Source organism: Amycolatopsis halotolerans (assembly GCF_042647905.1).
Lineage (GTDB): Bacteria > Actinomycetota > Actinomycetes > Mycobacteriales > Pseudonocardiaceae > Amycolatopsis > Amycolatopsis halotolerans.
Map to the genome: position 1 here is coordinate 77280 of NZ_JBHRWI010000020.1, position 12932 is coordinate 90211.

Sequence of the window (12932 nt, forward strand, 5' to 3'; positions counted from 1 at the left end):
ATGGATCAGTTTTTCGACACTTTCCTGAACTGGCAGTACATCTGGGAAGTTTTCCCGGACCTGCTCAAGACCGGCCTGCTGAACACCCTGATTCTGTCGGTGGCGGCGGCTGTCATCGGAACCCTGCTCGGCATGGTGCTCGCGGTGATGGGTCTCTCCACCAAACGCTGGCTGCGCTGGCCCGCGCGGGTGTACACGGACATTTTCCGTGGCCTGCCCGCGATCCTGACGATCCTCGTGATCGGACAGGGCGTCGGTCTGCTCGCCCGCGGTTTGGTGGGCAACAACCCGTACCCGCTGGGCATCGCCGCGCTGAGCCTGATCGCCGCCGCCTACATCGGCGAGATCTTCCGCGCCGGTATCCAGAGCGTCGACAAGGGACAGCTGGAGGCGAGCCGCGCGCTCGGCATGAGCTATTCCAAGGCGATGCTGCTGGTGGTGATCCCGCAGGGTGTGCGGCGGGTGCTGCCCGCGCTGGTGAACCAGTTCATCGCGCTGGTGAAGGACTCGACCCTAGTGTACTTCCTCGGTTTCCTTACCTCGCAACGGGAACTGTTCCGCATCGGCCAGGACCTCGCGGCGAACACGGGCAACTTGTCGCCGCTGGTGGCCGCCGGGGTGGTCTACCTGGTGATCACGGTTCCGCTGACGCACCTGGTGAACTACATCGACAAGCGGCTGCAGACCGGTCGCAAGGTGACCGCGGAGAGCAACGAAATGCTCGCGGGTGGGACGGTATGAGTACAGCGATTCGTTCGTCTTCGGTGGAACTGAAGGACATCCACGTCCGATTCGGGACGCTGGAGGTCTTGCGCGGGGTGAACCTGAAGGTGCCGAGCGGGAGCACCACGTGCGTGATCGGCCCGTCCGGTTCCGGCAAATCGACCTTGCTGCGCTGCGTGAACCGCCTGCAGGAACCCGATAGCGGCGACCTGCTGCTGGACGGGGAGAGCGTCATCGCCTCGGATCCGGACGCACTGCGCCAGCGCGTCGGGATGGTGTTCCAGCACTTCAACCTTTTCGGGCATCGAAGCGTGCTGGACAACATCGTGCTGCCGCTGCGCAGCGTGCGCGGTCTGTCCAAAGAGGACGCGATTGAGGTCGCCCGGGCGCGGCTGGCGGAAGTCGGGCTTGCGGATAAGGCCCCGTACCGCCCAGCCGCGCTTTCCGGCGGCCAGCAACAGCGGGTGGCGATCGCCCGAGCGCTGGCGATGGAACCGGAGGTGATGCTCTTCGACGAGGCGACGAGCGCGCTGGACCCGGAGCTGGTGAAGGGCGTCCTGGACCTGATGGCTGGGCTGGCTTCGCGGGGTCTCACTCTGATCGTGGTCACCCACGAGATGGGTTTCGCCCGGAGTGTGGCCGACGAGGTCGCGTTCATGGACGCGGGACGGATCGTGGAGCAGGGGACGCCGCAGCAGGTGTTCGAGGCACCGGCTAGTCCTCGGTTGCAGCAGTTCTTGTCGCAGGTGCTGTGAGCGGCTGACCGTCCTCGCAGAGAACGAACCGCTCGCCGGCCCGCGCGGCTTCCCAGGCAACTCGGAGCCGCCGGGCCAGCGACGGTGCTACTCGTTGAGCTGCCTCGTCGATCGGCAGCAAATGGACGGCCAGGATCTCCGGATCGGTGAGGGTGAGGCGGCCGGTCTCCTCGGCGGAGGTTCGCCCGCCGTCGAAGATGAACGCGAGTCCTTCCGGCATCCGGCCGTCGTCCGGCGCGTAGTCGATGACCAGCAGCGGGCCGAGCGGGCGATCGATCCCGATTTCCTCGGCTTGTTCCCGGCGCGCCGTGCGCCACGGCGGCTCGCCCGCGTCGCACACCCCGCCGGGTATGTCCCAACTGTCCTTATAGGACGGCGCAGGATACCGGCGTCGCGCGGTCCCGTGCGGGATCGTGCGCCCCAGTCCCCTTCGGACGAACAGGTACCGTGAACCTCATGGGGACGATCTCGCAGCTCACGTATTACCCGGTCAAAGGCTGCGCGGGCACGACAGTCCAGTCCGCCGACGTCACCCCGGCAGGTCTCGCGCACGACCGCGAATTCATCGTCACCGCCCCCGACGGCGACTTCCGCAGCCAGCGCCGCTCCCCGATCATGGCCGCCATCCGACCTCGTATCTTGGACGGCGGCACCCGCCTCACTCTGTCCGCGCCGGGGATCGAAGACCTGACCATCGAGGTCCAAAAGGACGGCCAACGGCACCCCGCGGCCACCTTCAACTGGACCGGCGAGGGCGTCCACCAGGGTGCCGACGCCGCCGAGTGGTTCTCCACCGTCGTCGGCCAGCCCTCGGTGCTCCTCGGCGTCACACCCGAACACGACCGGGTGACGAGCGGCGAAACCCCCGGCACCGCGAGGTTCGCCGACGGGCACGCGATCCTCGTGATCTCCGAGTCCTCTTTGGACCACCTGAACGAACGAATCGCCGAACGCGGAGCCGAACCCGTGCCGATGGACCGCTTCCGGCCGAACCTCGTGATCCGCGGCTGGGCGGAACCGCACGCCGAGGACTCCGTCCGGCGGATGGAAGCCGGCGGGGCCGAGTTCGCCTACGCGAAGCTGTGCGTCCGTTGCGCGGTGCCGATGGTCGACCAGGAAACCGGCAAGCGCTCCGGCCCGGAGCCGATTCGCTCGCTCGCCGCGTACCACCGCGACCCCGACGGCGGCGTCCTCTTCGGCATGAAGGCGGCGGTGACCCGGCCCGGTCAGCTGGCGGTCGGCGACGCAGTGATGGTGCATTCCTCAGCCGGCCCGATCCGCAGCACCGAAGCCGCCGAGCCGCCGTTGACCGCGACGGCCAGCTTGCCCGCCGAGTCGGTGTAGACGAGGTTCGCGCCGCGGGGCACGTCGGCGAAGGTCCGACCGAGCGCGGCGGACACCGCGACGTGCTCGCTGTGCACCGTGACCTCACCGGTCAACCCGGTTAGATCGAGGTCGGCGGGGGTGGCGGCGAGCTGGACGTTGCCGAAATGGTCGACAGTCAGCACGTCCGAGACCAGCTTGCCCGGGAACGCTGCGATCAGCGGTTCCGGCAGTCGCACCAGGTCGCGAATGGCGAGGCCGAAGGAGCCGGGGTGTGCGCCGAGGGCAAGCTTCGCAGCAACAGGGGCGAAGATGTCTCGGCCGTGAAAGGTCGCGGACGTCGGCGTGCGCACATCGATCACGTACGCCGCGTACACGCCGCCTAGCGCCTCTGCGGCGGGTAACAGCAGACCGTTGTCCGGGCCGACCAAGATGCCGTGCGTCGCGACCACCACGATGCCGCGACGCTCTGTACCGACGCCTGGGTCGACGACAGCGAGGTGTACGGCCTTAGGCAGCGACGGCACGGTCTGCGCGAGTACCGCCGCGCCTGAGCGCACCTGCTGCGGCGGTACGAGGTGAGTCACGTCGAGAACGCGTACGTCGGGCGCGATGCCGGCGATGACCCCGTGGCAGGCGGCCACGAAGCCGTCGTGCAGCCCGTAGTCGGAAGTGAACGAGATCCAGCGGTAGGCCATGACCTGCATCATCCTCGTAGTGACGGCCGTCGGGTTAGGGTGCAGCAGTGACGACGCTCGCCGATTACCCGAAGATCGCCGCTGGAAAAGTCCGGGACCTGTATGCGGTCGGAGACGACCACCTGCTGCTGGTCACCTCGGACCGCATCTCCGCCTACGACTTCATCCTGGACACGCCTATCCCCGACAAGGGCCGCGTGCTCACGGCGATGAGCGTGTTCTGGTTCGAGCAGCTGTCGGACCTGATCCCGAACCACCTTGTCGCGTACGACGACCCGCGCATCCCTGCCGAGGTACGCGGACGCGCGCTGCTCGTACGCCGTCTCGACATGCTTCCCGTGGAGGCCGTCGCGCGCGGGTACCTCACGGGTTCCGGATACTCGGACTACCAGCGTACGGGCGCAGTGTGCGGCGTAGAGCTGCCTGAAGGTCTCGTCGAGGCCTCGAAACTGCCGTCGCCGATCTTCACGCCCGCGACGAAGGCGGCGTTCGGCGAGCACGACGAGAACGTTTCGTTCGACGCAGTGGTCGCGACTATCGGTGCGAAGCGCGCGGAGGAGCTACGCGAGGCGACGCTCGCGGTGTACCGCCGTGGCGCGGAAGTGGCGGCGAAGCGCGGAATCCTGCTGGCGGACACGAAGTTCGAGTTCGGCGTGGACGAGACGGGCGCGCTGGTGCTGGCGGACGAAGTGCTGACGCCGGATTCGTCGCGGTACTGGCCGGCGGAGGGGTACGAGCCGGGAAGGGTGCAGCCGTCGTTCGACAAGCAGTACGTGCGCAATTGGCTGACGGGGCCGGAGTCGGGCTGGGACAGGGCGTCGAACGTGCAGCCGCCGCCGTTGCCGGAAGAAGTGGTGGAGGCGACGAGGGGAAGGTACGTGGAGGCGTACGAGAGGATGACGGGGTTGTCGCTGGAGGAGTGGCTGTAGGACAGGGGAAAGAGCGAAGGTGCCAGGGGGGAGAGAACCCCGAAAACTGTCGGCACCCCCTGACACACTGCAACCATGACCACACCGTACGCAACACCGCGCGCGAGGGCATTGGGCCTGGAGCTACGCGCGGCGCGGGAGAGAAGAAGACTGGGCGTAAGAGAGTTGGCCCGGTTGCTGGGGATGACGCCTGGTTTCGTGACGAATTGGGAACGAGGACTGCGGCTGCCGAAGCCGGAGGACATCGGAGCGGTACTGGCGCACTGCAGGGTGATCGGGCCGGACCGCAGGCGAATAGTGGAGATGGCGCGAGGAGCGCGAGAGCAGGACTGGATAGACAGCGGCGGAGAAGAGCCGTACCTGGAGTGGGAGCGCACGGCGGACGCGGTGTTCGGCTGGGAGCCGGAGGTGGTGCCGCCGTTGTTGCAGACGAGCGGGTACGCGCGAGCGCTGCTGTCGGGTGCTTCGGGCGCTGTCGCGGACGAAGTGGACGCGTGCGTAGCTGAGAGGTTGTCGCGGCGAGCGGTGCTCGATTCGGGCGCACGGTGTGTGCTGGTGCTGGGGGAAACGGCGCTGCACAAGAGGATCGGCGGCGCGGACGCGATGGCGGAGCAGTTGTGGCACCTGCGCGAGCGGTTGGCGGAAGGCAAGGCCGAGGTGCGAGTGGTCCCGGCGGACCGGCACCCCGATCTGGGCAGGGGGTTCACGATTTTCGATTTCGCGGACCTGCCGTCGATCGTCCACGAGCGGTTGCTGCGGGAGAGCGCGAGCAGCTCGAGTCCCGCGCGGGTGGCGAAATACCGCGAGGTGGCGGAAACGTTGCTGGAGCTGGCCCTGCCGATTCCCGAGACGGACGCCCTGCTTGAGTCGGCGCTCCGGAAATTGTCGGTGCCCTAGGGCAGAGTGGGCACCGGTGAAAGGAGCGGCATGAGCCGAGCTTTGGTGTTGGGCGGCGGTGGCGTCGCCGGGATCGCGTGGACGACCGGATTGCTGGCCGGGCTGGCGGAAGCGGGCCAGGACGTAACCGGAGCCGACGTGCTGATCGGCACGTCGGCGGGCGCGGCCGTGGCGGCGCAGCTGGGCAGCGGATTGCCGTTGCCGCAGTTGTACGCGCGGCAGACCGACCCGTCCTTGCAAGCGGCGGAGATCGCGGCCGAGTTCGACCCGGAAAAGTTCGGCGAGGAGTTCGCCGCGGTGCTGGCCGAGGGCAGCACCGCGGCGGAAATCCGCCGGGAGATGGGAAAATACGCCCTGGCCGCGAAAACCGTCCCGGAACCGCGGCGGCGCGCGGTGATCGAATCCCGCCTGCCGTCCCACGATTGGCCCGAACGTGCGATGAAGATCGTTGCGGTGGAAGCGGAAACCGGTGAACCGGCGGTTTTCGACCGCGCGTCCGGCGTCCCGCTGGTCGCTGCGGTAGCGGCAAGCTGCGCGGTGCCCGGCATCTGGCCGGTGGTGCCGATCAACGGCAAGCGGTATGTCGACGGTGGCGTCCGTTCCTCCGCGAATGCCGACTACGCAACGGGTTTCACCCAGGTGACGGTGGTGGTTCCGATGGGCGCGGCGGAAGCCTTCCCGACGGAACGTCCGTTAGAACAGGTGTTGGCAGACCTCCGCGAGGCAGGCTCGAAGGTCGCGGTCCTGGAACCGGACGAGGCTTCGGTCGCGGCGATCGGCCCGAACCCACTGGACCCAGGAACCCGCGCTGCGGCAGCGGCGGCCGGGTTGGCGCAGGGACAACAGGGAGGGGTGGTGTGGGAGTGAGGTTGGCACGCTGCGCGGCGGCGCACTGCTGATCTCTGGCTCGGCGAGCCATCCACCTGTTCGGGAGCGGGCTTGGAGCCGGTGATTCCCAGGTTGCTGTGGCACCTGTGTTCGGCTGGCGATGGGCAGCGGGTGCCCGTTTCAACGCGGGGCGGCCGCGGCCTTGGCGGGTTGCGCGCTTGCTCTTTGCGAGTCTGCCGATTCCCGGGGTCGCTGGGGGGCTTGCGTTTGGTTGGCCGTGGCCTTGGCGAGCGGTCCGGCTGCTTTGGCGTGGATCTCGTCGCGGCGAGTTCCGCTGTTGCGAAACCCGTGTCGCAAAGGCGGCGGAGCCGGATGTCGCTGGAGTGAGGGATGGTGCGGGAGTGAGGGATGCCGCGGAAGTGAGGTTGGTGCGCCTGGCGGCTCGCGGCTGATCGTCGCCTCGGCTGGCTGTGCGCGAGTTCCGGCGCGGGATGACCGTGGTCTTGGTAGGTCGTGCGGCTGCTGTGGTGCGGGATGACCGTGGTCTTGGTAGGTCGTGCGGCTGCTGTGGTGCGGGATGACCGTGGTCTTGGTAGGTCGTGCGGCTGCTGTGGTGCGGGATGACCGTGGTCTTGGCAGGTCGTGCGGCTGCTCTGGCTCTGGCGCGGGTCCGGTCGCGGTTGCGCTCCGGTCGCTCCAGGATGTGCGCTCGGCTGGAATCCGATCCGTCACCAACCGCCCATCGCCAAGCCTCTGCGCAGTTTGGCGCGCCCCGAAGCGGGTCCGGTCTGAGGCGGCTGCTGCCGAGGCTTGTCGTGCGGCGATTGCGTTCGTGCGGTCGCAGCGGGTGAACGTTCGGCGTCTGCCGAAAAAGGCGACCCCGCGGCAACGTCCGCGCTGGCACACTGGGCTTCGTGATTCTGCTCATCAGCGGCAGTCTGCGGGCCGGTTCGGTCAACGCGGCTGTCATCGCGACCGCGGCCGGGTTTGCTCCGTCCACTGTGTACGGTGGGCTCGACGGGCTGCCGCACTTCAATCCTGATCGCGATCGGGATCCGTTGCCTGAAGAGGTCGCGGCGTTGCGGGAGGCGATCGGGGCGGCGGACGGCGTCCTGTTCTGCACCCCGGAGTACGCCGGCGGCCTGCCGGGGTCGTTCAAGAATCTGCTCGACTGGACCATCGGCGGCGGTGAGATGTACGGCAAACCTGTCGCGTGGATCAACGCGTCTTCGGTCGCCGCGCCGACTGGCGGTGCGGACGCGCACGAGTCCCTCCGCAAGACGCTCACCTACGCGGGCACCCGCATCGTCGACGACGCTTGTGCGCGGATTCCCATTCCTCGCCAGGCGGTCGAGAACGGTGCCCTCATTGATCCCGACCTGCGCGGGCGGGTCGCGGTTGCGGTGCGGCGGCTCGTGGAGGCGGCTAAACCGGGTAATCCGTGAGTTGCTGAGCCCTGCCGCGAAGCTGCCCCGGTCACTACGGCGGCGGGCCGGGCTTTCCCCTAAGGGAACAGAGGGCCACGGCGGCTAGGCGAGCGCGAAAATCGGTGGCCCTGCGGCATTTGCCCGGTTAGCGTCCGTAAGGGTGAGCTACGAACATCCTCTCGCCTACCTCATCGGCATCGAAGGAGCCGCGTTGCTCCGCGCGTTCACCGGCGAGCACGATCGCGAGTTCGTCGAAGCGCGCCTAACCGAGATCCGCGCATTGTTGGCCGACGGAGAGCTGGCTGAAGGCGTCGAGGTAACTCAGCTCGCCCCGCGAGACGGTTACGCTCGTTGGGCCGCCGCGTATGACTCCGGCGAGAACGCTGCCTTCGCCGACGAACCCCATCTCACCAAGATCCTCGACACCATCCCGCCCGGCCGCGCGCTCGACGCCGCTTGCGGCACCGGGCGTCTCACTCGTCTCCTGGTTGAACGCGGTCATCACGTCATAGCCGTCGATGGTTCGGCCGAGATGCTCAGCCACGCCAAGGCCGACTCGACGCTTGTCGCCGATCTGCACGAACTGCCGGTCGCCGACGGTTCGCAGGATCTGGTGCTCTGCGGGCTCGCGTTGTCGCACGTGCCGGACCTGGTGCCGGTGATCGCCGAGTTCGCGCGTGTTCTCGCGCCGGGCGGGCACCTCGTGCTCTCCGACGTGCATCCCGAGCAGGTCCAGCGTGGGTCGATTCCGTCCGTCCGCACGATCGACGGTGCTCCGGCTCGGGTGCGCACATATCACCATCGCGTCGGTGACTATCTGCGCGCGTTTTTCGCCGCGGGTCTCGCGCCGGTGAGTTGTCAGGAGCCGAAGCCTGCGCACACCGAGCCGCGGCAGGTTCCGGGTGGTGGGCCGTGGGATCTTTGGCCGTGGTCGCTCAACGGGCTGGTCCCGGAAGTCCTGGCCGCGGCGGCGAAGGACGTGCCCTCGATGCTCATCTGGCACTGCCGCAAGACCGCTGCATAAACAGCACGCATACCGGGCGGTGACTGTCCGCCGTGTAAGTCTCACTCGTAGTTCACGGTGCGGTCAGGCGGTCGCCACACGGCTGCGGCGCAATGGTGGTGTGGATGCTCGCCTGCTGGTCTCGCTGTCCGGGGTCACCACGCGCACGCTGCACCGTTGTGCGCATCTGGCGGCCGAACTCGAACGTCGGCACGTCCCGTTGTCGATTCTGCACGTCGCGCGCACGGAGGACGGGCCCGTTACGGCCTGGGTCCGTACGCGCGCGGCGGCAGGAGACTCGGTGCTGCTCAACGGCTACGACCACCGCATTCCGCCGACGCATCGCGCTGTGCACCTGGGTCGCAAGGCTGAGTTCGCTGTGCTGCCTGCGCACGAAGCGCGGCTGAGGCTCATCGCTGCGAAGGCGGCTCTCGACACGACTGGCGTCACTGTCGACGGCTTCGCGCCGCCGCGCTGGCTCGCGTCGCCTGGCACTGTGCAAGCGCTGCGGGAACACGGCTTCGCGCTGTGTGCCGACCAGAACGCCGTCCGGGACCTGGTGACCGGCGAGATTCGGCGCGCGCGGGTACAGGACTTCACGAGTCAGTCGCACCGTACGGAGACTGTCCGCTGCTTCGCGCTCGTACTGGCCTCCGCCCGCGCCGCGCGCCGAGGCGGGCTGGTGCGGCTTGGCATTGACGCCGCTGACCTCAGCCGCCCCGGCTTGCGGCAGGCGTTGCTGGACGCGGTGGACGTCGCCCTCGAAAATCGGGCGTTCGGGAGCACCTACGGCTCCCTGCGCCACACCGCTCCTGCCTAGACCTAGACCTCCGTCGCGACGCCTCGCTCCAGCACCTTTACGTCGGTGCCTTCCGGGGCGAGGTTCTGGAACAGCCCGTAGTGCATTGCCGGGTTGGCCAGCACCGCCTCGTGAATCGGCACCGAACGGCGCGGCGCGACCGCGCGCAGGAAGTCCACCGCTTCGCCTGCCTTCAGCCACGGCGCTCCAGTGGGCAGGCCGAGCACGTCGACCTTCTGCTCGGGCACGAAGAACGAGTCGCCCGGGTGGTAGAACGCGCCGTGGTCGACGAGGTAGCCGATGTTCGGGATCACCGGGATGTCGGTGTGGATCACCGCGTGCTCGCCGCCGACGACCGACACCGAGGTGCCGCCGAACTCGAACGCGTCGCCGGGGCGGGCGACCTCGAACTCCAGGTGCAGCTTCTCGATCGCCTCGGCCGAACCGGGGTCGACGATCAGCTTCGCGTCCGGGTTGGCCTTGAGCAGGCCGGGCAGCCGTTCGACGTCGAGGTGGTCGAAGTGCTGGTGGGTGATCAGCACCGCGGACAGTTCGCGTTCGGCCTCGAAGCCGGTGGAGAACGTGCCCGGGTCGAGCAGAATCCGCTCCGCGGCGGTCTCGAGCAGTACGCAGGAATGTCCGAAATGGACGATCCGCATCAGGTTTTCTCCTTATCAAGATCGGTCGGTTCAACCCTACGCCGCGCGCCTGGTCACGAGGGCGTCCAGCGAGGACTCCCGGTCGGAGGACTTTCCGCGCCTGCCCCCGGATGACATGCTGGCGGGAAGCCCGGGCAACTGTTGGCAGAGTGTCAGCAACCTCGTAGCCTGGGGGTTCACCGAGACGGGGAGAACGCCGATGACCGCGGTCCAGCCGAAGCCGACGCCCGTCGGCGAGACGTTCGATTCGCTCAGCCCGGCCACCGACGAGGTCGTCGGGACCTACCCGGTGCACACGGCCGACGAGGTCAGCGCCGCCGTCGAGCGGGCGAGGGCGGCCGCGCGCTGGTGGGACGGCCTCGGCTTCGCCGGTCGCGCGGAGCGGCTGCAGCGCTGGAAGGGCGTGCTCACCCGGCGGCTCCCGCAGCTGTGCCAGGTCGTGCGCGACGAAACCGGCAAGCCGGTCGCGGACGCCCAGCTCGAGAGCGTGCTGGCGATCGAGCACATCGCGTGGGCGGCGAAGAACGCCCGCAAGGTGCTCGGCAAGCACCGCCGCTCGTCCGGCCTCCTGATGGCCAACCAGGCCGCGACCGTCGAGTACCTCCCGCTCGGCGTCGTCGGCGTGATCGGGCCCTGGAACTATCCGGTGTTCACCCCGCTCGGCTCCATCGCGTACGCGCTGGCCGCGGGCAACGCCGTCGTCTTCAAACCAAGCGAGTACACGCCCGGCGTCGGGAAATGGCTGGTCGACGCGTTCGCCGAGATCGTGCCCGAGCAGCCGGTGCTGCAGCTGATCACCGGTTTCGGCGAGACCGGCGCCGCGCTGGTCGGCTCCGGCGTGGACAAGATCGCGTTCACCGGCTCCGCGGCCACCGGCAAGAAGATCATGGCCGCCGCCGCGAACACGCTCACCCCGGTGGTGATCGAGGCGGGCGGCAAGGACGCGCTGCTGGTCGACACCGACGCGGACCTCGAAGCGGCGGCCGACGCCACCGTCTGGGGCGCGTTCTCCAACTCCGGCCAGACCTGCATCGGCGTCGAGCGCGTCTACGTGCACGAACGCGTGGCCGACGAGTTCGTGGCGCGGGTGGTCGAGAAGGCGAAGAACGTGCGCGCGGGTTCGGACGAGGACGCGCAGTACGGCCCGATCACCATGCCCTCGCAGCTCTCGGTGATCCGCAGTCACATCGAGGACGCGCTGAAGCGCGGCGGAAAGGCGCTGGTCGGCGGCGTGGAGAGCGTCGGCGACCGCTACGTCCAGCCGACCGTGCTGGTCGACGTCCCGGAAGACTCCGAGGCAGTGCGCGAGGAGACGTTCGGCCCGACCGTCACCATCGCCAGGGTCCACGACATGGACGAAGCGATCGAGAAGGCCAACGCGACCAAGTACGGCCTCGGCTCCACGGTGTTCTCGCGGGCGCGCGGTGCCGAGTTGGCGTCGCGGCTGCGCGCGGGCATGACTTCGGTGAACGCGCCGCTGTCGTTCGCCGGCATCGCGTCGCTGCCCTTCGGCGGCGTCGGCGATTCCGGGTTCGGCCGGATCCACGGCCCGGAGGGGCTGCGCGAGTTCGCCCGCCCGAAGGCAGTGGCCCGGCAGCGGTTCACCGCGCCGCTCACGCTCACTTCCTTCTCCCGCAAGGAATCCACGGACGCGCTGGTCGCCAAGCTGGTCACCGTCCTGCACGGCAAGCGCTGAGGAGAACTGTTGCCCGGCTTCGGCGATTTCCAGCACGAGATCTACTTCGCCGGGCTGTCCGGCCGCGTCCCGGACCTGCCGATGGCGTACGCGGAACTGGAAGCGCGTGCGGCACAAGCGCTTCCGCCGTCCGTACTGTCCTATGTGGCCGGCGGGGCGGGCGACGAGCGGACCCAGCGCGGGAATGTCGAGGCATTCGAGCGCTGGGGCCTCGTCCCGCGGATGTTCGTCGGCGCGAACGAACGCGACCTGTCGGTGGATCTGTTCGGGCTGAAGCTGCCGTCGCCGCTGTTCATGGCGCCGGTCGGGGTGATCGGCCTGTGCGCGCAGGACGGCCACGGCGATCTCGCGACCGCGCGAGCCAGCGCGCGAACGGGTGTGCCGATGGTCGCTTCGACGCTGAGCGTCGACCCGATGGAAACGCTCGTCCCGGAACTGGGCGACACCCCGGGCTTCTTCCAGCTCTACACGCCGACCGACCGCGACCTCGCCGCCTCGCTCGTGCAACGCGCCGAGGCGGCGGGTTTCCGCGGCATCGTCGTCACGCTCGACACCTGGGTCACCGGATGGCGTCCGCGTGACCTGTCGACGGCGAACTTCCCGCAGCTGCGCGGGCATTGCCTGGCCAACTACGTCACCGACCCGGTCTTCCGGAAGCGGCTCGGCAAGGCCCCGGAGGACGACCCGGCGGCCGCCGTCGGGCTCTGGGCGCAGCTTTTCGGCAACCCGCTCACCTGGGAAGACCTGCCCTGGCTGCGGTCGCTGACGAAGCTTCCCCTGCTGGTCAAAGGCATTCAGCATCCCGACGACGCCCGCCGCGCCATTGACGGCGGCGTCGACGGGATCTACTGCTCGAACCACGGCGGACGGCAGGCCAACGGCGGTCTCCCCGCGCTGGACTGCCTGGCCGAGGTGGTCGATGCCGCCGGCGGCACGCCGGTCCTGTTCGACTCCGGCGTGCGCTCCGGAGCCGACGTGGTGAAGGCGCTGGCCTTGGGCGCGACCGCGGTAGGCGTCGGCCGCCCGTACGCGTGGGGCTTGTCGTTGGCTGGTGAGGACGGCGTTGTCCATGTTCTGCGTACCTTGCTCGCTGAAGCTGACTTGATCATGGCTGTCGACGGTTATCCGACGCTTAAGGACCTCACTCGCGAGGCGCTGCGGCGGGTCGGCCAGGCCTGAGACAGCGCCTGGCCGC

The 12932-nt window shown here is 68.7% G+C and carries 14 protein-coding genes; 11 read left to right on the top strand and 3 right to left on the bottom strand.

From position 1 onward, the window contains the following. A complete protein-coding gene (locus ACFORO_RS15370) occupies positions 1 to 741 on the top strand; it encodes an amino acid ABC transporter permease (RefSeq protein WP_354746060.1) in 741 nt (246 codons plus the stop codon). After that, on the top strand, positions 738 to 1478 hold the full coding sequence (locus ACFORO_RS15375; protein ID WP_377868031.1) for an amino acid ABC transporter ATP-binding protein: 741 nt from the start codon (positions 738 to 740) through the stop codon (positions 1476 to 1478). The genes ACFORO_RS15370 and ACFORO_RS15375 overlap by 4 nt, the downstream gene beginning before the upstream one ends. Here the strand turns inward: ACFORO_RS15375 and ACFORO_RS15380 are convergent. After that, positions 1438 to 1920 carry an NUDIX domain-containing protein gene (locus tag ACFORO_RS15380; RefSeq protein ID WP_377896588.1) on the bottom strand — a complete coding sequence of 161 codons (483 nt, stop codon included), beginning with the start codon at positions 1918 to 1920 and terminating at the stop codon, positions 1438 to 1440. The genes ACFORO_RS15375 and ACFORO_RS15380 overlap by 41 nt on opposite strands. Positions 1921 to 1934: 14 nt before the next feature. Between ACFORO_RS15380 and ACFORO_RS15385 the strand changes: the two genes are divergently transcribed. After that, complete coding sequence (locus ACFORO_RS15385; protein WP_377868030.1) at positions 1935 to 2822, top strand: MOSC domain-containing protein; 888 nt, start codon at positions 1935 to 1937, stop codon at positions 2820 to 2822. Here ACFORO_RS15385 and ACFORO_RS15390 read toward each other — a convergent pair. Beyond that, positions 2705 to 3499, bottom strand: coding sequence for an SAM hydrolase/SAM-dependent halogenase family protein (locus tag ACFORO_RS15390; RefSeq protein WP_377868029.1), 795 nt, complete (start codon positions 3497 to 3499; stop codon positions 2705 to 2707). The genes ACFORO_RS15385 and ACFORO_RS15390 overlap by 118 nt on opposite strands. A gap of 47 nt (positions 3500 to 3546) precedes the next feature. Here ACFORO_RS15390 and ACFORO_RS15395 point away from each other — a divergent pair, with 47 nt between their 5' ends. The 6 genes from ACFORO_RS15395 (at position 3547) to ACFORO_RS15420 (ending at position 9403) form a co-directional block, all read left to right on the top strand. Next, on the top strand, positions 3547 to 4428 hold the full coding sequence (locus ACFORO_RS15395) for a phosphoribosylaminoimidazolesuccinocarboxamide synthase (protein WP_354746050.1): 882 nt from the start codon (positions 3547 to 3549) through the stop codon (positions 4426 to 4428). 75 nt (positions 4429 to 4503) lie between these two features. Continuing rightward, the gene (locus tag ACFORO_RS15400; RefSeq protein WP_377868028.1) at positions 4504 to 5325 is read left to right on the top strand and encodes a helix-turn-helix domain-containing protein; all 822 of its coding nucleotides are present in this window, start codon (positions 4504 to 4506) and stop codon (positions 5323 to 5325) included. Between the two features lie 30 nt (positions 5326 to 5355). Continuing rightward, the gene (locus tag ACFORO_RS15405) at positions 5356 to 6192 is read left to right on the top strand and encodes a patatin-like phospholipase family protein (RefSeq protein ID WP_377868027.1); all 837 of its coding nucleotides are present in this window, start codon (positions 5356 to 5358) and stop codon (positions 6190 to 6192) included. A 929-nt stretch (positions 6193 to 7121) separates the two neighbouring features. Beyond that, complete coding sequence (locus ACFORO_RS15410) at positions 7122 to 7598, top strand: NADPH-dependent FMN reductase (RefSeq protein ID WP_377868091.1); 477 nt, start codon at positions 7122 to 7124, stop codon at positions 7596 to 7598. A 142-nt stretch (positions 7599 to 7740) separates the two neighbouring features. Continuing rightward, entirely contained in the window at positions 7741 to 8604 is an 864-nt protein-coding gene (locus ACFORO_RS15415) for a class I SAM-dependent methyltransferase (RefSeq protein WP_377868026.1), read from the top strand. 100 nt (positions 8605 to 8704) lie between these two features. Further along, positions 8705 to 9403: a DUF2334 domain-containing protein gene (locus tag ACFORO_RS15420; protein WP_354746041.1), complete on the top strand. Its 699-nt coding sequence runs from the start codon at positions 8705 to 8707 to the stop codon at positions 9401 to 9403. Between the two features lie 2 nt (positions 9404 to 9405). Here ACFORO_RS15420 and ACFORO_RS15425 read toward each other — a convergent pair whose 3' ends face one another. Then, on the bottom strand, positions 9406 to 10041 hold the full coding sequence (locus ACFORO_RS15425; RefSeq protein ID WP_354746039.1) for an MBL fold metallo-hydrolase: 636 nt from the start codon (positions 10039 to 10041) through the stop codon (positions 9406 to 9408). Between the two features lie 199 nt (positions 10042 to 10240). Between ACFORO_RS15425 and ACFORO_RS15430 the strand changes: the two genes are divergently transcribed. Then, positions 10241 to 11737 (top strand): aldehyde dehydrogenase family protein, encoded by a 1497-nt coding sequence (locus ACFORO_RS15430; protein ID WP_377868025.1) that lies wholly within the window; start codon positions 10241 to 10243, stop codon positions 11735 to 11737. Positions 11738 to 11746: 9 nt separating this feature from the next. After that, the gene (locus tag ACFORO_RS15435; RefSeq protein WP_377868024.1) at positions 11747 to 12916 is read left to right on the top strand and encodes a lactate 2-monooxygenase; all 1170 of its coding nucleotides are present in this window, start codon (positions 11747 to 11749) and stop codon (positions 12914 to 12916) included. Positions 12917 to 12932: the final 16 nt, after the last annotated feature.